This is a genomic window from Nitratireductor sp. PBL-C9, from assembly GCF_050877045.1.
In the GTDB taxonomy this organism is placed as follows: Bacteria; Pseudomonadota; Alphaproteobacteria; order Rhizobiales; family Rhizobiaceae; genus Nitratireductor; species Nitratireductor aquimarinus.
Window position 1 is genome coordinate 223,296 of record NZ_JBPAXW010000002.1, and the last position, 19,481, is coordinate 242,776.

Annotated in this window: 21 protein-coding genes; 4 read left to right on the forward strand and 17 right to left on the reverse strand. The window is 63.7% G+C overall.

All coding sequences use genetic code 11. The annotated features are described in order from the left end of the window. Positions 1-53 precede the first annotated feature (53 nt). From phnN to phnC, 7 genes are all read right to left on the reverse strand, one after another. The gene (gene phnN, locus ACRTG1_RS04990; protein WP_206544474.1) at positions 54-686 is read right to left on the reverse strand and encodes a phosphonate metabolism protein/1,5-bisphosphokinase (PRPP-forming) PhnN; all 633 of its coding nucleotides are present in this window, start codon (positions 684-686) and stop codon (positions 54-56) included. Then, positions 683-1,822, reverse strand: a complete 1,140-nt coding sequence (locus ACRTG1_RS04995; protein ID WP_297564263.1) for an alpha-D-ribose 1-methylphosphonate 5-triphosphate diphosphatase — start codon at positions 1,820-1,822, stop codon at positions 683-685. The genes phnN and ACRTG1_RS04995 overlap by 4 nt, the downstream gene beginning before the upstream one ends. A gap of 2 nt (positions 1,823-1,824) precedes the next feature. Then, the gene (locus ACRTG1_RS05000; RefSeq protein ID WP_206544476.1) at positions 1,825-2,532 is read right to left on the reverse strand and encodes a DUF1045 domain-containing protein; all 708 of its coding nucleotides are present in this window, start codon (positions 2,530-2,532) and stop codon (positions 1,825-1,827) included. A gap of 109 nt (positions 2,533-2,641) precedes the next feature. Further along, a complete protein-coding gene (gene phnE / locus ACRTG1_RS05005; RefSeq protein WP_432515843.1) occupies positions 2,642-4,198 on the reverse strand; it encodes a phosphonate ABC transporter, permease protein PhnE in 1,557 nt (518 codons plus the stop codon). Positions 4,199-4,200: 2 nt separating this feature from the next. Then, positions 4,201-5,169 carry a phosphonate ABC transporter, permease protein PhnE gene (gene phnE, locus ACRTG1_RS05010; protein ID WP_206544478.1) on the reverse strand — a complete coding sequence of 323 codons (969 nt, stop codon included), beginning with the start codon at positions 5,167-5,169 and terminating at the stop codon, positions 4,201-4,203. 67 nt (positions 5,170-5,236) lie between these two features. Beyond that, the gene (phnD, locus tag ACRTG1_RS05015; RefSeq protein WP_432515844.1) at positions 5,237-6,145 is read right to left on the reverse strand and encodes a phosphonate ABC transporter substrate-binding protein; all 909 of its coding nucleotides are present in this window, start codon (positions 6,143-6,145) and stop codon (positions 5,237-5,239) included. Positions 6,146-6,229: 84 nt separating this feature from the next. Then, the gene (gene phnC, locus ACRTG1_RS05020; protein ID WP_206548699.1) at positions 6,230-7,072 is read right to left on the reverse strand and encodes a phosphonate ABC transporter ATP-binding protein; all 843 of its coding nucleotides are present in this window, start codon (positions 7,070-7,072) and stop codon (positions 6,230-6,232) included. A 252-nt stretch (positions 7,073-7,324) separates the two neighbouring features. Between phnC and ACRTG1_RS05025 the strand changes: the two genes are divergently transcribed. Next, on the forward strand, positions 7,325-7,732 hold the full coding sequence (locus tag ACRTG1_RS05025; protein WP_206994342.1) for a GFA family protein: 408 nt from the start codon (positions 7,325-7,327) through the stop codon (positions 7,730-7,732). A gap of 51 nt (positions 7,733-7,783) precedes the next feature. Here ACRTG1_RS05025 and ACRTG1_RS05030 read toward each other — a convergent pair whose 3' ends face one another. Further along, positions 7,784-8,320, reverse strand: coding sequence for a cytochrome b (locus tag ACRTG1_RS05030; RefSeq protein ID WP_432515845.1), 537 nt, complete (start codon positions 8,318-8,320; stop codon positions 7,784-7,786). A gap of 108 nt (positions 8,321-8,428) precedes the next feature. Between ACRTG1_RS05030 and ACRTG1_RS05035 the strand changes: the two genes are divergently transcribed. Further along, positions 8,429-8,842 (forward strand): MarR family winged helix-turn-helix transcriptional regulator, encoded by a 414-nt coding sequence (locus ACRTG1_RS05035; protein WP_224873321.1) that lies wholly within the window; start codon positions 8,429-8,431, stop codon positions 8,840-8,842. Between the two features lie 30 nt (positions 8,843-8,872). Here the strand turns inward: ACRTG1_RS05035 and ACRTG1_RS05040 are convergent, their stop codons facing one another. Together ACRTG1_RS05040 and ACRTG1_RS05045 are read right to left on the reverse strand one after the other, a co-directional pair. After that, the gene (locus ACRTG1_RS05040) at positions 8,873-9,829 is read right to left on the reverse strand and encodes an NAD(P)H-dependent flavin oxidoreductase (protein ID WP_113153978.1); all 957 of its coding nucleotides are present in this window, start codon (positions 9,827-9,829) and stop codon (positions 8,873-8,875) included. A 137-nt stretch (positions 9,830-9,966) separates the two neighbouring features. Beyond that, positions 9,967-11,109: an aminotransferase class I/II-fold pyridoxal phosphate-dependent enzyme gene (locus ACRTG1_RS05045; protein WP_432515846.1), complete on the reverse strand. Its 1,143-nt coding sequence runs from the start codon at positions 11,107-11,109 to the stop codon at positions 9,967-9,969. A 154-nt stretch (positions 11,110-11,263) separates the two neighbouring features. Between ACRTG1_RS05045 and ACRTG1_RS05050 the strand changes: the two genes are divergently transcribed. Next, a complete protein-coding gene (locus ACRTG1_RS05050) occupies positions 11,264-12,388 on the forward strand; it encodes a hypothetical protein (protein ID WP_432515847.1) in 1,125 nt (374 codons plus the stop codon). A gap of 7 nt (positions 12,389-12,395) precedes the next feature. Here the strand turns inward: ACRTG1_RS05050 and ACRTG1_RS05055 are convergent, their stop codons facing one another. Together ACRTG1_RS05055 and ACRTG1_RS05060 are read right to left on the reverse strand one after the other, a co-directional pair. Continuing rightward, positions 12,396-13,994, reverse strand: coding sequence for a cisplatin damage response ATP-dependent DNA ligase (locus ACRTG1_RS05055; protein WP_432515848.1), 1,599 nt, complete (start codon positions 13,992-13,994; stop codon positions 12,396-12,398). Then, positions 13,994-15,004, reverse strand: coding sequence for a ligase-associated DNA damage response exonuclease (locus tag ACRTG1_RS05060; protein WP_206544487.1), 1,011 nt, complete (start codon positions 15,002-15,004; stop codon positions 13,994-13,996). The genes ACRTG1_RS05055 and ACRTG1_RS05060 overlap by 1 nt, the downstream gene beginning before the upstream one ends. 127 nt (positions 15,005-15,131) lie before the next feature. Here ACRTG1_RS05060 and ACRTG1_RS05065 point away from each other — a divergent pair, with 127 nt between their 5' ends. Next, positions 15,132-16,106 (forward strand): methyltransferase domain-containing protein, encoded by a 975-nt coding sequence (locus tag ACRTG1_RS05065; RefSeq protein WP_432515849.1) that lies wholly within the window; start codon positions 15,132-15,134, stop codon positions 16,104-16,106. A 55-nt stretch (positions 16,107-16,161) separates the two neighbouring features. Here ACRTG1_RS05065 and bfr read toward each other — a convergent pair whose 3' ends face one another. The 5 genes from bfr to phnK all read right to left on the reverse strand — a co-directional run bounded on the left by bfr (position 16,162) and on the right by phnK (position 19,442). Continuing rightward, positions 16,162-16,647 carry a bacterioferritin gene (bfr, locus tag ACRTG1_RS05070; protein ID WP_113153984.1) on the reverse strand — a complete coding sequence of 162 codons (486 nt, stop codon included), beginning with the start codon at positions 16,645-16,647 and terminating at the stop codon, positions 16,162-16,164. Further along, positions 16,613-16,927: a (2Fe-2S)-binding protein gene (locus ACRTG1_RS05075; protein ID WP_113153985.1), complete on the reverse strand. Its 315-nt coding sequence runs from the start codon at positions 16,925-16,927 to the stop codon at positions 16,613-16,615. The genes bfr and ACRTG1_RS05075 overlap by 35 nt, the downstream gene beginning before the upstream one ends. A 417-nt stretch (positions 16,928-17,344) precedes the next feature. After that, on the reverse strand, positions 17,345-17,959 hold the full coding sequence (locus ACRTG1_RS05080) for a DapH/DapD/GlmU-related protein (protein WP_206544489.1): 615 nt from the start codon (positions 17,957-17,959) through the stop codon (positions 17,345-17,347). After that, the gene (gene phnL, locus ACRTG1_RS05085; RefSeq protein WP_206544490.1) at positions 17,956-18,663 is read right to left on the reverse strand and encodes a phosphonate C-P lyase system protein PhnL; all 708 of its coding nucleotides are present in this window, start codon (positions 18,661-18,663) and stop codon (positions 17,956-17,958) included. The genes ACRTG1_RS05080 and phnL overlap by 4 nt, the downstream gene beginning before the upstream one ends. 2 nt (positions 18,664-18,665) lie before the next feature. Beyond that, positions 18,666-19,442 carry a phosphonate C-P lyase system protein PhnK gene (phnK, locus tag ACRTG1_RS05090; RefSeq protein WP_206544491.1) on the reverse strand — a complete coding sequence of 259 codons (777 nt, stop codon included), beginning with the start codon at positions 19,440-19,442 and terminating at the stop codon, positions 18,666-18,668. Positions 19,443-19,481 lie beyond the last annotated feature (39 nt).

Genomic DNA, 19,481 nt, shown 5'->3' on the forward strand with positions numbered 1-19,481 from the left:
CGCCAAGAGGCGCTTTCAGTATCTACTCACATATCCGAAACGGGGGCGGAGCCTCACACGGAATCGCTTACCGCGCTCCAGGCTGCAGCGCGGCGCAGAACGTCCTGAAACCGCTCGCCCGCTTCTTCCAGCGTGCCGGAATTGTCGATCACGGTTGCGCCTTCGACGGTCAATTCCTTTGCGTGCGCCCGTTCGAGCCGCGCCAGAACCTCTTCGCGGGTTTCGCGGCCACGGCTCGAAAGTCGCTCGGCCAGCACATCGCGGGCGGCGGTCACGATCACGGCGACCACATTGCCATAGCGCTCACGCAGGAGCGGAATGACGGCGCGCGACACGTTGGCCACGGCCACATGCCCGTCGCGCACAATGTCATCCACGCTTGCCGGCAGACCGTATTTCAGTCCGTTCGCTTCCCAGCTCACGGCGAATGCGCCCTTTGCCTCGGCTTCATCGAAATCGGCGCGCGTCAGGCAGTCATGGGCCTCGCCTGCGCCGTCCATCTCACGGGTGATGACACGGCGCACAAAGGTCACGTCGCTGTCCTGCGGCCCGAGCCGCTGGCGCGCATAGTCCATCACCGAGTCCTTGCCGGCCCCCGAAGGGCCGGCGACGGCGATGAATACGCCATGGCGGATCGGGACGTCCTGCTCGTCGATGACACGCTCCAGCGTGGCCGATGCCCTCATGCCACCCGCGCCCCCTCGCGCCAGACCGAACGCACGATCGGAACATGCTCGTCCACCCGCACGCGGATGACGTCGCCGCGGCGGCCCTGTTCAAGAATGCCGCGGTCATCGAGACCCACGGCCTCTGCCGGGTTCTTGGAAACCATGGCAACGGCCTGCGGCAGCGAGATGTGGTCCACGGTCTCGCCCAGCGCGAAAGCGGCCTGAACGAGGCTGAAGGGAATGTAGTCGGAAGACAGGATGTCGAGCGTGTTGCCCTCGGCCAGGCTGCGGGCGGAGACATTGCCGGAGTGCGAGCCGCCGCGCACCACATTGGGTGCGCCCATCAGCACCTGCATGCCGGCGTCGCGCGAGGCGGTTGCCGCTTCCTGTGTGGTCGGGAACTCGGCCACGCGCACGCCCTGCGTCGCCGCCTCGTCCACATGCTCCATCGTGGCGTCGTCATGGCTCGCCAGAATGATGCCCTGCTCGCGGCAGATGTCGGAGATGGCGTTGCGGTGACGGCTGGAATAGGTCTGCGACTGCGCAACGCGCTTTTCGCAGAACTGGCGGAAGTCCTCTTCCGTCATGCCCGTCTTGTTCATGTAGTAGACTTTGTAGGTGTCGATGCTCGTGAACTGACGCTGGCCCGGCGAATGGTCCATCAGCGAGGCGAGTTTCACGCGGCTGTCGTTCTTGAAGAGCTCGAACCCTTCCAGGCAATCGGGTGCGGAAACCTCACAGCGCAGATGCAGGAAGTGATCGGCGCGCAGGCGGCCGGCCTCCACGCTGTTCTCGATGGCGTTGCCCAGTTCGCGCATTTCTTCCGCGCCGAGATTGCTGTCCTCGTCGAGGCCGATGCGCAGCGCGTCAAACACGGTGGTGATGCCCGAAGCGGCGATCTGCGCGTCATGCGCCAGCACCGATGCGATGGGGTTCCAGCGCACTTTCGGGCGCGGGGCGTAGTGGCGTTCCAGATGGTCGGTGTGCAGCTCGACAAGGCCCGGCAGCAGGTAGTCGCCTTCCATGTCCTCGCCGATGGATGCAGTGCCGGCGGCAATGTCGACGATGCGCCCGTCGCGGATCACCACGCTGCCTTCGATGACCTCATCGGGCAGCACGATGCGGGCGTTTCTTAAAACCAGTTCTTGCGTCATTATCAGGCGGTCTTTCTTGTCTTGTTCCAGCCGAGCGCGTGGGAGTATCTCACCTGAAAAGGTGCGCCCGGCTCAGGCTCGATGAACAGCGCCAGCGAGCCGATTTCCAATGGTTCCGACAAAAGCGGCCCGAAGAAGGCGTCTATGGCGCGCTCCATGCGGACAGCTTCTGCCTGCGGCACGCGGCCGGTCAGCGTCATGTGGAAGCGGAATGCTTCAAACACGTGGGGGTAGCCCCATTTGTAAAGGTTCTTGAGCTGGCTGGGCGACAGGCCCTCGGGGTTGCGGCGCTCCAGCTCTTCCTGGGTCAGCGGCGCGCGGAAGGGCTCGAACGCCTCCACGATGTTGCCGGCCAGCGCATCCAGCCGTGGGGAGCGGTCCTCGGGCACCAGCGCAAAGAAACCGTCGAGACGACGCACGACCGCACGCGGAATGATCACGGGCTCCGTGCGCTCGCAGAAGTCCGCCAGCGCGGCGATCAGGCTCTGTTCGCTCTGACCTTCCGCCAGATGGAACGGGGCCTTCAGCGTCGCATGGAAGCCGTAGCGGCGCGCGGCTGCGGTGTGAAAGGAAATCTCCGCAGCAGAGAAGGGGCCTGCCTCCACGGGCGCGATGGACTGGCCCGTAAAGGCGTCCCGGCCGAGCCAGCGTGCGGCGGCCCGCGTCAGCGGGTCGTCTTTTTCGGGTGTGAAGTAGATTGCGTAGCGCATGAGCATATCCTCGCCGAAAGCGATGCAATAGGCGATTTGTGTGACAGGTTAACGAATCCCTCAAAAGGACCGCGAAGGCTAGCAGCCAATTTCCCCTGCGTCATCCTCTTCACGGCTGCCTGCCGATCAGACGCTGACGCAGAAGGTTGGAGATGTTGTCGAAGACGAACACGACAAGCAGGATCAGGATGACCATGTAGGCCACGTTTTCCCAGTCCTGATTGGTGCGCATCGCTTCCCAGAGCTTGAGGCCGATGCCGCCGGCGCCAACGGCGCCGATGATGGTGGCGGAGCGGGTGTTGGACTCCCAGAAATAGAGCGCCTGGCTCAAAAAGACCGGCAGAACCTGCGGCACCACGCCATAGCGCTGGACCGAGGCAGGGGCCGCGCCGACGGAGCGCACGCCCTCACGCTGCTTGTCGTCGATGTTCTCCAGCGCTTCCGAGTAGAGCTTGCCGAACGTGCCGGTGTCGGTGAAGAAGATCGCCGAGATACCGGCCAGCGGTCCCGGCCCGAAGGCGCGGGTGAAGAACAGCGCCCAGATCAGCATGTCCACCGAGCGCAGGAAGTCGAAGAAGCGCTTGAGCACCTGATTGACGACCCGGTTGGGCATGATGTTGCGGGCTGCGGCAAAGGCCAGCGGGAAGGCCAGCATCGACGCCAGCACCGTGCCGGCGAAGGCCATGACGATGGTCTGCAGCAGCTTCAGCCACACATCGCCATGCTGCCAGTCGGCATTGTTGACGAAATTGTTCCAGGCGAGCGACAGGTTGGAGCGGTCCGCCTCGATGCGGTCGCCGAAGAAGATCGTTCCCAGAACCTCGCCGGCCGACATGTCCCAATAGGGCGAGCGGGTGTCGAAGAAGAAGTTCTCCCAGCCGATGAAACGGCGGCGCACTTTCACTTCGTCATCCTCGATCTCGGCGCGTCCGGCAAATCCGAAGCGTACGATCACCTTCGCGCCCGGCGCGCGCTGGCTTGCCCACTCGGGCAGCGGTCCGCGTGCATTGACGCTGACGCGCTCCTCGATGTCGAGTTCCAGCGTTTCGCCCCTGTGGGTCACGGTCACGAAGCCCGGCTGAACGCGGATATGCGTGTCGCCGCCGAAGGAGATGTCGGCGCTGACCACGGCTTCCTCACGCGTCGTCGCGGGAGCCTGCGGCGCAGCTTCCGCCTCGGTCGCGGGGCTTTCCGTGGTGGTGGAAGAGGGGGCCATCGCGCCCAGAAAACCACCGTCTTCCTTCTTGGCAGGTTCGGCGTCGAGCGAGCCGAGGAAACCGGCTCCGCTGGTCGCGCCGCCCGTGGCGTTGCCCGCCGCAGCGCTTGCCGCCACGCGGCGTTCGACCATGGCGGTCTCGGTCGTCAGCCATTCCGGCCTTGGGTCGCTGCCGAGCGGCGAGAAGCGCGGAAAGGAAACATCCAGCGCATCGCCGTCATATTCGATGTCCGGGCGGATTTCATAGGAAACCCAGTCGGCCAGATAGCTGCCCGCAATGTCCCAGTTGCCGTTGGAGATGACCTGCCCGATGGCGAAGAACCACCAGGCGAAGACCATGTAGAGGGCGATGGCGGTGATGATGATCACGCCGCGCAGGCGCTCCATCAGCGGACGGTGAAACACATCCGCGTGGCGCGCGGCGATGGCGTTGGCTTCGATCTCGGTCATGATCAGCCTCCCCGGCCGAATTCGAATGCCTGCTTGCCGACAATGCGGCCGCGCAGCCAGGCCGAAAGCTGGTCGACCGCGACGATGGTGCAGAACAGAAGAAGGATGATGGCGAGCGTCTTGGCTTCATGCGTGCGGCTGATCGAGAGGCGCAGCGCCTCGCCGATGCCGCCGCCGCCGACCGCGCCAATGATGGTGGAGGCGCGCACGTTGATTTCCAGACGCAGCAGTGCGTAGCTCAGGAAGTTGGGCATGACCTGCGGTACGATGGAGAACCAGACGCGCTCCACCCAGTTCGCACCGGCGGCGCGCAGGCCTTCCTCGGCCTTCATGTCGGCGTTCTCGACCACTTCGAAGAACATCTTGCCAAGCGCGCCGACCGTGTGGATCGACACCGCGATGATGGCGGGCACTGCCCCGATGGTCAGCACGGCCAGAAAGAAGCCGGCGATCACGATCTCGGGGAAGGCGCGCAGCACTTCCATGAAACGGCGCACGAAGAAGCGCAGCCAGCGCCGCGTCGTCAGGTTCGATGCGGCCAGGAAGCACAGAACGAAGCCAAGGCCGAAGCCGATCAGCGTGGAAACCAGCGCAATGTTGATGGTCTCCAGCATCTTGTAGAAATATTCGGGCAGATAGAGCGTCTCGGTGAGATAGATCCGCCCGTCGGGATAATTGTATTTCAGGCTGCCATCGTCATAGGGCGAGGGCAGGTCGAACAGGGCGCGCCAGATTTCCCAGCCATCGCGCGGCATCATCTGTCCCACGAAATCGAACAGATAGGGCAGTCGGTCGAAGAACTTGCCGGCGTTCGATTCATTGGCAAACCAGAGCGAACCGCTCATGGCGAGAACCATGAACACGATGCCGCCAATGGTGTAGAGACGACGGCGTCCGGCCAGTTCGCGCCAGTGGCGCTCCACGGCCTGGCCGGCTTCGGAAAGAAGCGGGGAATGGGTCGTTGCTGTCATGTTTGGCACGCCTGTGCGACAACGCCGCCGGCACAGGCCGGCGGCGCGTCAGATTGCGGGAAAGGGATCAGGAACCGATCTTGGAGCGACGGGCGTCGATGATCGGCTCGTAGAATGCCGGCGTCACTTCGGTGTAGCCCTTGTAGTCGCCGCCCTGGATGGCTGCGAAGCACTCCGGATCGGCTTCCGGCATTTCCATCATGAAGGTCTTGAACGTGTTCTTCATGTCGGCGTCCATGGAGGTGCGAACCACGACCGGACCGTTCGGGATCAGCGGGGACTTCCAGAGCTCAACCAGATCGTCCATGTCGAGAATGCCCTTCTCGACCATCTTGTGCAGGTTGCCGGAGGTGTAGCCGTCGGAGAACTCGCCAACGCCCGAAGCCCAGGTCGTGCCGGCGTCGAACGTGCCCTTCACGACTTCAAGAACCAGGTTCTCGTGGCCGCCGCCGAAGCCGGTCTCGCCAAAGAACTCTTCAACCGAAGCGTTGACTGCCTTGGGCAGCGTGACGGCGGGAACGAGGTAGCCGGAGGTGGAGTCCGGATCGGCGAAGCCGAGCTTCTTGCCCTTCATGTCTTCCAGCGTTGCGATGCCGGAATCCTTGCGGGCCACCATGATCGAATGATAGCCGGTCGAACCGTCGGTCTGCACCGTGGTGAGGATCGGCTCAACGGCCTCCGGATCTTCCAGATAGACCTTTGCATAGCCCGAAGCGCCGAGCTCGGCATAGTCGAGCGTGCCGCCGAGCAGGCCCTGGATCACGCCGTCATAGTCGGCAGCCGGGAACAGGGCGACCTTCTCGACGCCCAGAACCTCGGGGAGCTTGTCGACGATGCAGGAGAAATTGCGCAGGCGGTCGGCTTCGTTTTCGCCGCCGAGAATGCCGATGCGGAACTCTTTCAGATCTTCGGCCTGTGCGCCGCCAACCATGATCGCGGTGAGCGCAACGGCGCCCATAAGAGCTTTCTTGAACATGATGTCTCTCCATTTGGGTGCCGGCCTTGCCGGCGGGGTTTCAAGCAGGTGGAGCCCGTTACGCGGGCGAGACGATCCCGTGGATCAGACGGCGGCGAGCGCCGGTTGAGCCTGACCGGTCGATTTCCTTGCCGGCTGCGGAGCCGGAACATTGATGCTGGTGGAGGTGATGGCTTCGGAAAGTTCCGCGCCTTCCTCGCCGCCATAAATGGTGCGCACCGCTTCGCTGGTCAGCGCCTCGGGCGGGCCGTCGAAAACCACCGCGCCCTTGGCCATGCCGACGATGCGGTTGCAATAGGCGCGCGCCGTGTCGAGCGTGTGCAGGTTGGTGATGACGGTGATGCCTTCGCGGGCGTTGATGTCGGCGAGCGAATCCATCACCACCTTGGCGTTGAGCGGATCGAGCGAAGCGATCGGCTCGTCGGCGAGGATCACCTTCGGCTCCTGCATGAGCGCACGGGCAATCGCCACACGCTGCTGCTGACCACCGGAAAGCGTGCCGGCGCGCTGCAGCGCCGTCTGGGCGATGTCGAGGCGCTCAAGCGCTGCAATCGCCTGAATGCGCTCTTCCCGCGTGAACATGTTGAGCAGGTTGAGCACCGTGGAGCGGTGGTTGAGCCTGCCAAGCAGAACATTGGTGAGCACGTCGAGGCGCGGCACCAGGTTGAACTGCTGGAAGATCATCGCGCAGTCGCGCTGCCAGCGACGCAGTTCCGCGCCTTTCAGCGCGGAAACTTCCCTGCCCTGAAAGAAGATCGATCCTTCGGACGGATCGATCAGGCGGTTGATCATGCGCAGAAGCGTCGATTTGCCAGCGCCTGAGCGACCGATGACACCGACCATCTGGCCCTGTTCGATTTTCAGTTCCACGTCGCGCACGGCCGTGTTTGGCCCGAAACGACGGGTGACCTGACGAATTTCAAGCATGTGCTCTTCCCGTTAAGCGCCTTGTTGCGGCTCTTCCGTGGGCTTGTCGCCCTTGTTGGTCATTCGCCTAACGGGTGCGGATGAAACCTGCATGTCGATGAGATGACGGTTTTCTGACAGCGCACAGCAGCGATTGAAGCCCCGGAGCCGCCCGGGGGCGATGGCCGCTCATGCGGTCGGCGTGCATCTGGATGCGCGCACGGGCGCTTTGTGATAGAGACACGGCCGCTTCAAAAAGAGATGAGAGAGTATATGACCCAGAAGAACGAGGGTTCCTGCCAGTGCGGGGCAGTCAAATTTCAGATTTCCGGCCCGTTCGAGAGCTTCTTTCTTTGTCACTGCTCCCGTTGCCGCAAGGATACCGGGTCGGCGCATGCGGCCAATCTTTTCTCCACCGTGGCGAAGATCACCTGGCTGTCGGGAGAAGACCGGATCAAGACTTACCGGGTGCCCGAAAGCCGGCATGAAAAAAGCTTCTGCAGCGAATGCGGCTCGGCAGTTCCAGGCATCCAGATGGATGGCGCACTTCTCGTCGTGCCTGCGGGCAGCCTCGACACACCGGTCGACATTCGCCCGAACGCGCATATCTGTCTTTCCAGCCGCGCCAACTGGGATGACGGGCTGGATGAGGTAACCCGGCTGGAGGGCCTGCCGGGTTAAACGCCTTTGCCATTGCCGGTGCGTTCTGGCCGGCGGCGTGTGAGCGGGGCGTTAGCGCCCCAGCCCCATGCGCCCAAGAAGCCCGTCGCGCATGACGAAATGGTGGTAGAGCGCGGCGGCGGTGTGGAATGCCAGAAGCGCGATCAGAAGCCGGCTTCCCAGACCATGCGGCGCGCGCGGCAGATAGGTGGTGAAGTCCGGCAGCGGCGTCGTGGCGCCTGCAAAAAGGGTCGCGCCCGCGCCGGAGAGCGCCAGCATGCCGATGCCGCTGGCTCCCATGCCAAGAATGATCACGTAAAGCAGGCCGTGCACGATATGCGCGGCTCGCGCCTGCCAGCGCGGCGTGCCGGCGGCATCGGCCGGTTTGGCATCGCCCAGCCACCACCAGCCGATCCGCATCAGCGTCAAAAGCACAACGAAGATGCCAAGCGTGGCATGGATGCGCAGAAGCGCGAGCCTGTCTGCCGCCTCCATCGCGCCTGCCGCCTGAAAACCGGAGGCCAGAATGCCGACAATGGCCACGGCCGTCGTCCAGTGAATGGCAATCGCAACCGCTCCGTAGCGGTCATCAGTGCTTTTCCAGCGCATGGTCCTTCTCCTTGCGGGGATACCGTCGATGCAATATACATAGCATGCAATATAAATGGATAGCAAGCTATATAAATGACTTTCAGGCGTGAACGATCTGCAGGCTATATGACGAACTGGGCGGCGCGGCTTTTCGCGCGCGCCATCGACCGCAATTTGAGGGACATCGGCGTGACCAGCGGCATGCTGCCGGTGTTCTTCGCGCTGGGTGAGGGAGCCTGGCTATCGCAGAAGGCGCTCACGAAGAGCGCCGGCATCGAGCAGCCGACCATGGCGGCAACGCTGTTGCGCATGGAGCGCGATGGTCTGATCGAGAGACGGGCCGACCCGGAAGACCGGCGCAGCCGGCTGATCGGGTTGACCCCGGATGCGATGGAAAAGGCGGTGCGTGTCAGGCAGGCGGTTGGTGCCGTGAACGGCCTCGCGCTCGAAACCCTCACCGATGCGGAGCGCGCGCACTATCTGGCGTTGCTCGAAAAGATCGTCTCGTCGCTACAGGACAGTCTGAGCGACGAGGGGTGATCTCTCCAAGATCAGGATCACGATCTGGTCTCAGCGCGGCGTGCAGAGCCGGTCTTTTGCGGCGGCATATTCTGCCGCAAGCCGATCCACCAGCGCGCCTGCGCCGGTGATCTCGCTCACCGCGCCGACACCCTGTCCGCTGCCCCAGATGTCGCGCCAGGCCTTTGCGTCGGCGCTGGCGAAATTCATCTTCGAGGGGTCGGCTTCCGGCAGGTTGTCGGGATCCATGCCGGCGTTGACGATGGACCCCTTCAGATAGTTGCCGTGCACGCCGGTGAACAGGTTGGAATAGACGATGTCGGCGGCGCGCGAAGAGACGATCATCTCCTTGTAGTCGTCGCTGGCGCGCGCCTCGTGGGTGGCGATGAAGGGCGAGCCGATATAGGCGAGGTCCGCGCCCATGGCCTGAGCGCCCAGAACCGCGCCGCCATTGGCGATGGCGCCCGAGAGAAGCAGCGGCCCGTCAAACCACTGCCGGATTTCCTGCACCAGCGCGAAGGGCGAGAGCGTGCCTGCATGGCCGCCGGCCCCGGTTGCAACCGCGATCAGCCCGTCAGCGCCCTTTTCGATGGCCTTGCGCGCATGGCGGTCGTGAATGATGTCGTGCAGCACGATGCCGCCATAGGAGTGGACGGCCTGGTTCACTTCCTCGACCGCGCCCAGCGAGGTGATGACGATTGGCACCTTGTGGTCCACACAGACCCTCAGGTCATGCTCCAGCCGGTCATTGGACCGGTGAACGATCTGGTTGACCGCGAAGGGGGCGGAAGGACGATCCGGGTTCTGTGCGTCATGCGCAGCCAGTTCTTCGGTGATCTGCGAAAGCCACTCGTCGAGCTGCTCCTTGGGGCGGGCGTTGAGCGCGGGAAACGAGCCCACCACGCCGGCCTTGCACTGCGCCACCACCAGCGGCGGATGCGAGATGATGAACAGAGGCGCGCCGACCACGGGCAAACGCAATTTGTCGAAAACGGCCGGAAGCGCCATTGGCTATCCCCTCAATTGACGTATTCGTAAACGTCAAAGCTTCTACAGCATCTCACCCCTTGTTGGGAACCCTTCATCTTGCGGGCTCCCGAAGCGTCCCGGGAACCCTTGTCGCATTTTTTGCGCCGGGCGTCTCCTCACTCGGCCGCAACACCGTTGTGACGGCGTTCGAGAAAGGCCCGCATCGCGGTCAGTCCCGCGTCGATGCCCCGGCGGCCAAAGCCGATGCGGAAGCGTCCGGCCGGCGCATCCATCAGCTCCGAGTGATAGACCGAGGCGGGCAGAAGCAGTACGCCCTGCTCTTCGACCAGATCGCGGCAGAAGGTTTCCACGCCGTCTGCGCCCTTGTAACGCGGATAGGCCACGCAGCCGCCATCGGGCCGTGTCCAGTCGAACAGGTCGGCATGGTCGGCGAAGAACGCGTCCATCTTCTCCAGGTTTTCGGCGATCAGAGCGCGGTTTCGCTCAAGAATGCGGTCGCTCACCGAAAGCGCCAACACCGCCAGACGCTCGCTGGGAGCGGAATTGCAGATCGAGAGGTAGTGCTTGTAGCGCTCGAATTTCAGCAGGAGCGCCGTGTCCGGGCTGGCGATCCAGCCAATGCGCAGGCCCGGCAGGCCGTAGGCCTTGGACATCACGTTGAGCGAGATGCCTTTCTCATAGATCTCGGCGGCCTGCGGCAGGCGCTTGCTCTCGTCGCGCTCCAGAAGCCGATAGACCTCGTCGCTGAAAAGATAGAGATTATGCGCGCGGCAGATCTCCACCAGTTCCGCAAAATCGTCCTGCGGCATCAGCGCGCCGGTCGGGTTGTTGGGCAGGTTGACGGAAATGAGCTTTGTGTTGGGGCGGATCGCGGCGCGCACCGCGTCGAGGTCGAGCCGCCAGTTCTCGTCTTCCAGAAGCGGCACGCCGGTAACGGCGCACAGGCCGAGCGGCACGGTCTCGGCCGCCTGATAGTTGGGCACCGAGACGATGGCGTGGTCGTCGGGCGTGAGCATCACCCGCATGGCGGCGTAGATGCCTTCCTCCGCCCCGGCGAAGCAGAGAATGTTGCTGGCGGAAAGCCCGTCATAGGTGGCGGCGATGGCCTCGCGCAGATCAGGCGCGCCCCAGGTTTCCGTGTAGCCGAGCCAGAGACTGTCGAGCTGTTCGCGCGCCGCCGGCCCTGCCATCTGCGTCAGTTCGCCGAGCGTCATGCTCTCCATGTCCGAAGCGGTCATGTGATGCCGGGCATTGAACTCCCAGCGGGAAAAATGAACCTCGAGCGCGAAATCACGCATTTCAGTCTCCTCCGGCCTTGTTTTGAGCGGTTTGTGAACCGTTTTCCGCGCGTCGCGCCGGAAGGATGGATTGTTCACACCTTGTTATCACCGTTGATTGCATACTCACCAACGGTTAACCATGGGGCAAAGCAGGCAAAGAGGGCAGCCAGCCTTGGACGCAATAGAAAAAGCCATAAGAAAGGCGTTCGAAAAGGGCGACGCAGACAAGCGGTCCTTTCGTGAGAAGGTCTACCGCTCGGCGTTTGCCGCGCTGGAGCGCACGCTTGAGGCACGCGAGGATCTCTCGGACGAGGCGAAACTCGCCCGGCGTGAGAACCTGAAGGCGACGATCACCGAAATCGAAACGGAATTCGTTCCCGCAGCCGCGCCCCGTCGCCCGGCCGCGCCGGAACCCGAAGCGCCACAGCGGCAGGAGCCGAGGCCCGCGCCGCGTCAGGCGCCTTCGCTTCAGGTGACGCCCGAGGTGGCGCCCCAAGTGGCGCCCGAGCCGCGTCGCGCACAAGTGCGGCGCGCCGAAAGCGATTTCACGCCGCAGATCGACCGCGCAGACCGGCCTTCCGCACCCGACCAGCCGTCGGATGCGGAAACCAAGCGCCGCATTCGCGCGGCCCTGCCAAGGCAGCGCCGCCCCTACGCCATGCTGTTTCTCGTGGCGACCCTGGTGGCCTTTGTCGCCATGGGGCTCTGGTGGACGTTTTCCAGTGGCATCCTGATGTCCAGCGCCGAACGCGACACCAGCGTTCCCAATCCGCCGCTGGCGCTTGAGGAAGAAGAGTTCTCGACGGGCAGCGACGAGACCACGGGCACGCAGGGCGCATCGGGCACAAGCCGCGCTGCGGGCGAGTGGATCACCGTGTTCGATCCGACCGACCCGACGACGGTCGCCGCGTCCAATGGCGGCAATGTGGACGTCATGCGCAATGATGACCGGGTTTTCCTGCGCATCAGCACGGCGGGCAATGCCGGCGTCACCTTCGATGTGGGGCAGGGCATTCTCGAAACGCTGGCAGGCCGCAGCGCGATCTTCAGCATTGAGGCGCGTTCGCAGGATGGCGAGGAAACGCAGCTTTCGCTGTCGTGCAATTTCGGCGCGCTCGGCGGCTGCGGACGCACCCGCTATGTGGTCGGCCCCTCACGGGCGGATTATCTGTTCGAGGTCACGCTGCCGGATGAGCGGCCCAATGGCGGCGGCTCCATCACCATCGTTCCCGATGTGACGGGCGGCGGCAAGGCGCTCGACATTTTCGCGATCCGGGCAGCGGTCGCAACGCAGTGACTGCCCGCTAGTCCGCCAAAAGCGCCATAAGGGTTTCCAGCCGGTCGGCCTCGGCCGCCGGCTTGTCCCAGCGCAGGCGCGAGATGCGTGGAAAGCGCATGGCCACGCCCGATTTGTGGCGCGTCGAGCGGTTCAGCCCTTCAAAGGCGACTTCCAGAACGAGGCCATGGCCGGGCTCCGCGCGCACCGAGCGCACGGGGCCGAAACGCTCCACCGTGTTGTCGCGCACATATTTGTCGATCAGCTTCAGTTCTTCATCGGTAAAGCCGAAATAGGCCTTGCCGACCGGCACCAGTTCGGGTGCGTCGTCCGGGCCTCTCCAGACGCCGAATGTGTAGTCCGAATAATAGCTCGACCGTTTTCCGTGGCCGCGCTGGGCGTACATCAGGACCGCATCGACGGTGAACGGATCGCGCTTCCATTTGAACCACGGCCCCTTTGGACGACCCGGCACATAGGCGGAATCGCGCCGTTTCAGCATCACCCCTTCGATCACGGGATGCGGCGGATTGCGGCGCTTTTCCTCAAGCTCCTCCCAGCCTGAAAAGCCGACCATGGGAGACAGGTCGAACCGGTGTTCTGAAAGCGCCGGCAGTTCGCTTTGCAGAATGGCGCGCCGCTCGGTAAAGGGCAGGGCGCGCAGATCATCATCGCCGATCTGGAGAAGATCGTAGCAGCGCAGAAAAACGGGGTATTCGGCGAGCATCTTCTTCGAGACCGTCTTGCGGTTCAGGCGCTGTTGCAGATCTGAAAACGTGCCGGTTTTGAGGCCCGGATTTCCGACCAGAAGTTCTCCATCCAGCGTCATTTCGGCATCGAATTCCGCCAAAAGATCGGGAAATGCGCCGGAAATATCGTCGCCCGTGCGCGAATAAAGCCGTTTCACACCGTCTTCGCCCGCAGCCTGTACGCGGATGCCGTCCCACTTCCACTCGGCGGCATAGTCGCCCGGATCGAGTTTTTCGAGATCGCCCTCGCCGACCGGGTGGGCGAGCATGACCGGTCGGAACAGCGCTTTTGCTGCGCTGACCGGCTTCCCGGCCCTGCCTTCCAGCCAGGCGAAAAGCGCTTCATAGGGCGGTTCGAGCCCGTGCCAGAGCTCTTCGATCTCGCCCACATCCCTGTCGCCAAAGGCGGCAAGCGCCTGTTTGGCAAGACGCGCCGAAACGCCGATCCGCAGGCCCCCGGTCGCCAGCTTGATGAGCGCGAAACGGGCGGAAGGGTCGAGCCGGTCGAGCAGGCCTGCAATGACTGTTGGCGCTTCGGCGCGACCAAGCTGTGTGAGGGTTTCGACGATCTCGGAGAGCGCCGGCGGCGGGGTCTCACTGTCGTGGGAGGCGGGCCAGACCAGCGAAATGGTTTCGGCGAGATCGCCCACATAATCGTAGGAATAGGCGAAAAGCACCTCATCCATGCGCTCGGAAATCAGGGTGCGCAGCATGGCGGGTTTGACCGCCGGAAAATCCAGACCGCCCGTGAGTGCGGCCAGCGCGTAGCCCCGGTCGGGATCGGGCACGGTGCGGAAATAATCCGCCAGAAGCCGCAGCTTGCCATTGCGCGACGGTGTGAGGACGAGACGGTCGAGGAGATCGGCGAAACGCTGCATCACTCGGCCTCGTCTTCATAGCCGACAAGGTTGAGCGGACGCGCGGCGATGCCGTTCAGCTCGCACCAGCGCACGATGGCTTCTTCGCGCCCATGGGTCACCCACACTTCGCCCGCCTCCGTTTCGCGGATGGTGGCGGTGAGTTCGTTCCAGTCGGCATGGTCAGACAGGATCAGCGGAAGCTCGACGCCGCGCTGTCTGGCGCGCTGACGAATGCGCATCCAGCCGGAGGCGAAGACATTGAGCGGGTCGGCGAAACGGCGCGTCCAGCGCTCGCCGAAAACCGAGGGCGGGGCGACGATGATCTGGCCCGCGCCGCGATCGACAATGCCTTCCTCGTCGGTGGCCGGGGCGAGTTTGCCGAGCTTGATGCCCTGACCCTGATAGTAGTGGCAGAGCTTGGCCAGTGCGCCGTGAATGAGGATCGGTGCATCATGGCCAGCGGCGCGCAGGAGGCCGATGACGCGCTGCGCCTTGCCGAGCGAATAGGCGCCGACGATGTGGGCGCGCTCGGGGAACTGGGCAAGCGAGGCGGTCAGCCTGCGGATTTCGTTCAGCGGATCGGGATGGACGAAGACGGGGAGCCCGAAGGTCGCTTCGGTGATGAAGACATCGCAGCGCACCGGCTCGAAGGGTGCGCAGGTGGCGTCTGGATGGCGCTTGTAGTCGCCGGAGGCGACGATGCGCAGCCCGTTGGCCTCGACCGCGATCTGCGCCGAGCCGAGCACATGGCCTGCGGGGTGAAACGAGACGGTGACACCATCGATGGAAAGCTTCTCGCCATAGGCAAGGGCCTGCCGGCTTTCGGCAAAATCCGCGCCGTAGCGCAGCTCCATGATGTCGAGTGTCTGCCCTGTCGCCAGCACGTGGCGATGGCCCGCGCGGGCGTGGTCGGCATGGCCATGCGTGATGAGCGCCCGCTCCACCGGGCGAACGGGATCGATGTAGAAATCGCCGGGCGGGCAATAAAGCCCTGCCGGACGCGGGTGGAGCAGATCGTGCGGCTTCATGGAACCACAAGATAGGATTTTTTTCTGATGGTGAAAGATATGCTTGTCAGGAGAGATTTCCGGGAGCATAAACGCCCACCGCCCGCGTGGGTCCTGACCCAGGGCACCCCGGAAAAATTCAAACTGTATGAACCCATTCATCTTCACCTCGGGTAACCTCCTGGCCGATCGCCGGGCGGAGTACGCCGAGATGTTGCTGGAAAACGGGGAGTTTGCGGCGGCAGCCGGCCTGATGGGCGAGGCGCTGGAACTCGCGCCGGACTGGATCGCAGGGCATTATCGACATGGCGAAATGCTGGCCGAGGCCGGCGAGATCGCGGCGGCGGTGGACGCCTGGCGCACGGTGCTGCGGCTTGATCGCGAAGACAGGCTGGGCGCAGCGCTCAAGCTTGAGCTGCATGGCGCGCTGGACGGTCTTGAAGCCGCTCCTTCCGCCTTTGTCGAAACGCTGTTCGATCAATATGCCGAAACCTTCGACGCTTCGCTGGTGGACAAGCTTGGCTACCGCGTGCCGCAATTGCTGGAAGAGGCGCTTCTGCGCCTTGGCCGCGACAGCTTTGCCCATGCGGTCGATCTTGGCTGCGGCACCGGCCTCATGGGCGAGCGCCTGCGATCCCGCGTGAGCTTTCTGGAAGGGCTCGATATCTCCGCCGAGATGCTGAAGCGGGCCGGGGGAAAGCACATATACGACCGTCTGGAGCGGGCCGATCTGGCAGCGCTCTCGACCCTGCCGCGCAGGGCCGACCTGGTGACGGCGGCCGATGTGTTCATGTATCTGGGCGCGCTGGAGCGGCTTTTTGCGACGGCGGGCGCGTCGCTTGCGCCGGGAGCGCTCTTCGTCTTCTCGGTCGAACATCACGCGGGGCCGGAGGCAATGGTGCTGCGCGCCTCGCGCCGTTATGCCCATTCCGAGCCGCATCTGCGTGCAGCGCTGGCGGAAGCGGGGTTCGAGCCGGTCCTTCTGGAGAAGGCGGTGATCCGGATGGATCGCGGTGAGCCCATAGAAGGGCTGATCGTGGTGGCGGAGCGAACCGGGGCGCCGCGCAAGCTGGGCGATGCGGCGCTCGTTCCGGGTGCAAAACAGCGGCCAAGAGCGCATTGATCACGGGAGTGGAATGGCCGGGAGCGGGTGCTCGACCGGCCATTCCTAAGCCAGATTACTCGGCTTCGTCGGCAGAGCCGGCGTTCAGCTGGCCGTATTTGGCCTCGCCGATGGTCTCAAGAAGCTCAAGCTGGGTTTCGAGGAAGTCGATATGGCCTTCCTCATCGGCCAGAAGCTCTTCAAACAGTTTCATGGATACGTAGTCGCCGGCGGCGTTACAGTCGTCGCGGGCCTCTTTGTACAGCTTGCGGGCATCGTGCTCGCCAGCCAGATCGGCTTCGAGAACCTCTTTGAGGTTCTGGCCGATGCGCAGCGGTCCAACGACCTGAAGGTTGGGATGACCTTCAAGGAAGATGATGCGCTCGACCAGCTTGTCGGCGTGGTGCATCTCCTCGATGGATTCCTCGCGTTCCTTCTTCGCCAGTTTGGTGAAGCCCCAGTCTTCCAGAAGGCGATAGTGCAGCCAGTACTGGTTGACCGCCCCGAGTTCATGGGTGAGGGCTTCGTTAAGCCGCTCGATAACCTTTTTGTCGCCTTTCATTAAACCTGCTCCCGTAGCGCTCGCGCAGGGCGCGAACCTGGTCAAGATATGTCACGACTTCAGCGCCTTCGCTTTCGGCGTGACGGTGGTGGTATTCTTCCGTTACACGGATGATCGTTTCCACCACATTTGGGAAGCAGCCGCAACAGCGACCTCGTTTGGAAAGCGTGTGATAGACCTTGGCCGGCACGATGAGCTGCCAGGGGTCTTCGTCCAGCATCGAAACGATGGTGTCCTCGACCTCTTTCTGGGTGATCAGGTTGCACTGACAGACGAGCATGGCGACGTCAAACGCTCCGTGGCTTTGCAAGGTCAAGCCCACAGGCAAGGGTTGAACCTTCGTGCCGGAGTGTGTCGGAAAACGCGCCCGTATCAGCGAAAGACTGCCGGCAGGTTTTGCGGCAGACAGGGCTTGCGGGCGACGACAGACGTCCTGCGATCGAAAGGGTTAAAGGCCCCAACACCATGGACGCATCGCGTAGATGCAGGCGCATAGAACACGCGGACGGGCGTTCCTGTCAATAAAAACATGACAATCATATTCAGGGAAAGCTGCGACCCGTTGGCGCGGCGATGGGAGCATCGGACCGAAAAGCCAAATCCGGCTTCCGGTTGCTCCGATGCTCCATCAATATATCAGAACTTCTTTTACGCAGTTCCGGACGGAAATCCGGTTCCCGCTTTTCCTGGAATTGCTTTAGCCGCCGTGCTTTTCCAGGAATTCCTCCGCGTTCAGCGAGCGGAAGTCGTCCAGTGCGGCGCGCAGCCGGTCATGGTCCCAGTCCCACCAGGCAAGCGCCTGATAGCGCTCGGCGGTTTTGCGGTCGAAACGCTCGCGGATCGGGCGGGCGGGAACACCGCCGACAATCGTGTAGGGCGCGACATCCTTCGACACGACCGCGCCTGCGCCGATCACCGCGCCATCGCCGACGGTGACGCCGGGCAGGATCGTGCAGCCATGGCCAAGCCATGTGTCGTGACCGATCCGCACCATGTTCTCCCGCCGCCATTCGAAGAACTGGGCGTCATGCTCGGCATCCGGCCAGTAATCGCCGGAGCGGTAGGTGAAATGGTGCAGGGTCGGCCGCCATGTGGGGTGGTTCGTGGCGTTGATGCGCACGGCGGCGGCGATGTTGGAGAACTTGCCGATCTGCGCGCACCAGACGCTGCAGTCCTGCGTCATGTAGGAGTAGTCGCCGAACGCCGTTTCCTGCACGCGGGAGCGCTCGCCGATTTCGGTGTAGCGGCCGAGCGTGGACTCGACGACCTTTGCGGTGGGGTGAATGGCCGGCTTTTCCGATAGCTGTTTCATGCCGCTTTCCTGCCTGGTGCGAAGTCGGTGACGTCGATGATGCGGTCGGCGACGATCTCGCGCACATCCTGATCGTGGAAGATGCCGAGAAGGGCGACGCCCGCCTTCTTCTTCTCGTCGATCATGGAAACCACGATTTCGCGGTTTGCCTTGTCGAGCGAAGCGGTCGGTTCATCGAGCAGCAGAACGGGGTGGTCGGTGATGAAGCCACGGGCGATGTTCACGCGCTGCTGCTCGCCGCCGGAGAAGGTGGCGGGCGGCAGATCCCAAAGGCGCTCGGGCAGGTTGAGGCGTTCGAGCAGCATCTCGGCCCTGCCGCGGGCGGTTTCCAGAACTTCGCCGCGCGCGATGAGCGGTTCGGCTACAACGTCGCGCGCGGAAACGCGCGGCACGGCGCGCAGGAACTGGCTGACATAGCCAATCGTGTCGCGGCGGATGGCGATGACGGTGCGCGGATCGGCGGTGGCGAGGTTCACCAGATTGCCGCCATGGCTGACGATTACCTGACCGGTGTCGATGGCGTAGCTGCCATAGATCATCTTGAGGATGGAGCTCTTGCCGGCGCCCGAGGGGCCGCCAAGCACGGCGCATTCGCCGGCGGAGAGCGAGAAGGAGACATCGGACACCACGGGCAGGCGGATGCCGCCCTGGAGATGCATGGTGAAGCTCTTGCAGACTTCGGAGACGACGAGGGGCGTTGCCATGATCACACCTGCAGGATGGAGGAAACGAGAAGCTGGGTGTAGGGCGCCTGCGGATCGTCGAGCACCCGGTCGGTGAGGCCGCTTTCGACCACGTGACCGTCCTTCATGACGATCATGCGGTGGGAGAGAAGGCGGGCGACCGCGAGGTCGTGGGTAACGACGATGGCGGACAGGCCAAGCTCGTGAACGAGGCCGCGCAGGAGATCGAGCAGGCGGGCCTGCACCGACACGTCGAGACCGCCGGTCGGCTCATCCATGAAGACGAGGCGCGGGCCGGTGACGAGGTTGCGGGCGATCTGCAGGCGCTGGCGCATGCCGCCGGAAAAGGCGCGCGGCTGGTCGTCGATGCGGTCGCTGGAGATCTCCACGCGGCCGAGCCAGTCGGTGGCGGTGGCGCGGATGTCGCCATAGTGGCGCTGGCCCACGGCCATCAGCCGCTCGCCGACATTCGCGCCGGCGGAAACCGTCATGCGCAGACCGTCGGAGGGGTTCTGGTGCACGAAGCCCCAGTCGGTGCGCATCAGGAAGCGGCGTTCGGCTTCGCTCATGCGGTAGAGGTCGTGGAAGGCCCCGTCGCGCATGCGGTAGGACACGGTGCCGGAGGTCGGCAGGAGGCGGGTCGAGAGGCAGTTCAGGAGGGTGGTCTTGCCGGAGCCGGACTCGCCCACCACAGCCAGAACCTCGCCCGGCCACAGGTCGAAGGAGATGTCGTTGCAGCCGATACGGTTGCCGTAGAATTTCGAGATGGAGCGAACGCGAAGCAGCGGTTCGTCAGTCATTGGATTTCTCCGCGAATTTTCAAAAGTTTGCGCAGCCCC

What these genes read in the sequence shown, in the direction of transcription:
- phnE (WP_206544478.1), bottom strand. Translation starts at nt 5,169, where the DNA reads ATGACAGCAACGACCCATTCCCCGCTTCTTTCCGAAGCCGGCCAGGCC.
- phnE (WP_432515843.1), bottom strand. Translation starts at nt 4,198, where the DNA reads ATGACCGAGATCGAAGCCAACGCCATCGCCGCGCGCCACGCGGATGTG.
- ACRTG1_RS05065 (WP_432515849.1), top strand. Translation starts at nt 15,132, where the DNA reads ATGAACCCATTCATCTTCACCTCGGGTAACCTCCTGGCCGATCGCCGG.
- ACRTG1_RS05000 (WP_206544476.1), bottom strand. Translation starts at nt 2,532, where the DNA reads ATGCGCTACGCAATCTACTTCACACCCGAAAAAGACGACCCGCTGACG.
- phnL (WP_206544490.1), bottom strand. Translation starts at nt 18,663, where the DNA reads ATGGCAACGCCCCTCGTCGTCTCCGAAGTCTGCAAGAGCTTCACCATG.
- ACRTG1_RS05045 (WP_432515846.1), bottom strand. Translation starts at nt 11,109, where the DNA reads ATGCGTGATTTCGCGCTCGAGGTTCATTTTTCCCGCTGGGAGTTCAAT.
- ACRTG1_RS05040 (WP_113153978.1), bottom strand. Translation starts at nt 9,829, where the DNA reads ATGGCGCTTCCGGCCGTTTTCGACAAATTGCGTTTGCCCGTGGTCGGC.
- phnD (WP_432515844.1), bottom strand. Translation starts at nt 6,145, where the DNA reads ATGTTCAAGAAAGCTCTTATGGGCGCCGTTGCGCTCACCGCGATCATG.
- ACRTG1_RS05075 (WP_113153985.1), bottom strand. Translation starts at nt 16,927, where the DNA reads ATGCTCGTCTGTCAGTGCAACCTGATCACCCAGAAAGAGGTCGAGGAC.
- phnK (WP_206544491.1), bottom strand. Translation starts at nt 19,442, where the DNA reads ATGACTGACGAACCGCTGCTTCGCGTTCGCTCCATCTCGAAATTCTAC.
- phnN (WP_206544474.1), bottom strand. Translation starts at nt 686, where the DNA reads ATGAGGGCATCGGCCACGCTGGAGCGTGTCATCGACGAGCAGGACGTC.
- ACRTG1_RS05055 (WP_432515848.1), bottom strand. Translation starts at nt 13,994, where the DNA reads ATGCAGCGTTTCGCCGATCTCCTCGACCGTCTCGTCCTCACACCGTCG.
- ACRTG1_RS04995 (WP_297564263.1), bottom strand. Translation starts at nt 1,822, where the DNA reads ATGACGCAAGAACTGGTTTTAAGAAACGCCCGCATCGTGCTGCCCGAT.
- bfr (WP_113153984.1), bottom strand. Translation starts at nt 16,647, where the DNA reads ATGAAAGGCGACAAAAAGGTTATCGAGCGGCTTAACGAAGCCCTCACC.
- phnC (WP_206548699.1), bottom strand. Translation starts at nt 7,072, where the DNA reads ATGCTTGAAATTCGTCAGGTCACCCGTCGTTTCGGGCCAAACACGGCC.
- ACRTG1_RS05035 (WP_224873321.1), top strand. Translation starts at nt 8,429, where the DNA reads ATGACGAACTGGGCGGCGCGGCTTTTCGCGCGCGCCATCGACCGCAAT.
- ACRTG1_RS05060 (WP_206544487.1), bottom strand. Translation starts at nt 15,004, where the DNA reads ATGAAGCCGCACGATCTGCTCCACCCGCGTCCGGCAGGGCTTTATTGC.
- ACRTG1_RS05025 (WP_206994342.1), top strand. Translation starts at nt 7,325, where the DNA reads ATGACCCAGAAGAACGAGGGTTCCTGCCAGTGCGGGGCAGTCAAATTT.
- ACRTG1_RS05030 (WP_432515845.1), bottom strand. Translation starts at nt 8,320, where the DNA reads ATGCGCTGGAAAAGCACTGATGACCGCTACGGAGCGGTTGCGATTGCC.
- ACRTG1_RS05080 (WP_206544489.1), bottom strand. Translation starts at nt 17,959, where the DNA reads ATGAAACAGCTATCGGAAAAGCCGGCCATTCACCCCACCGCAAAGGTC.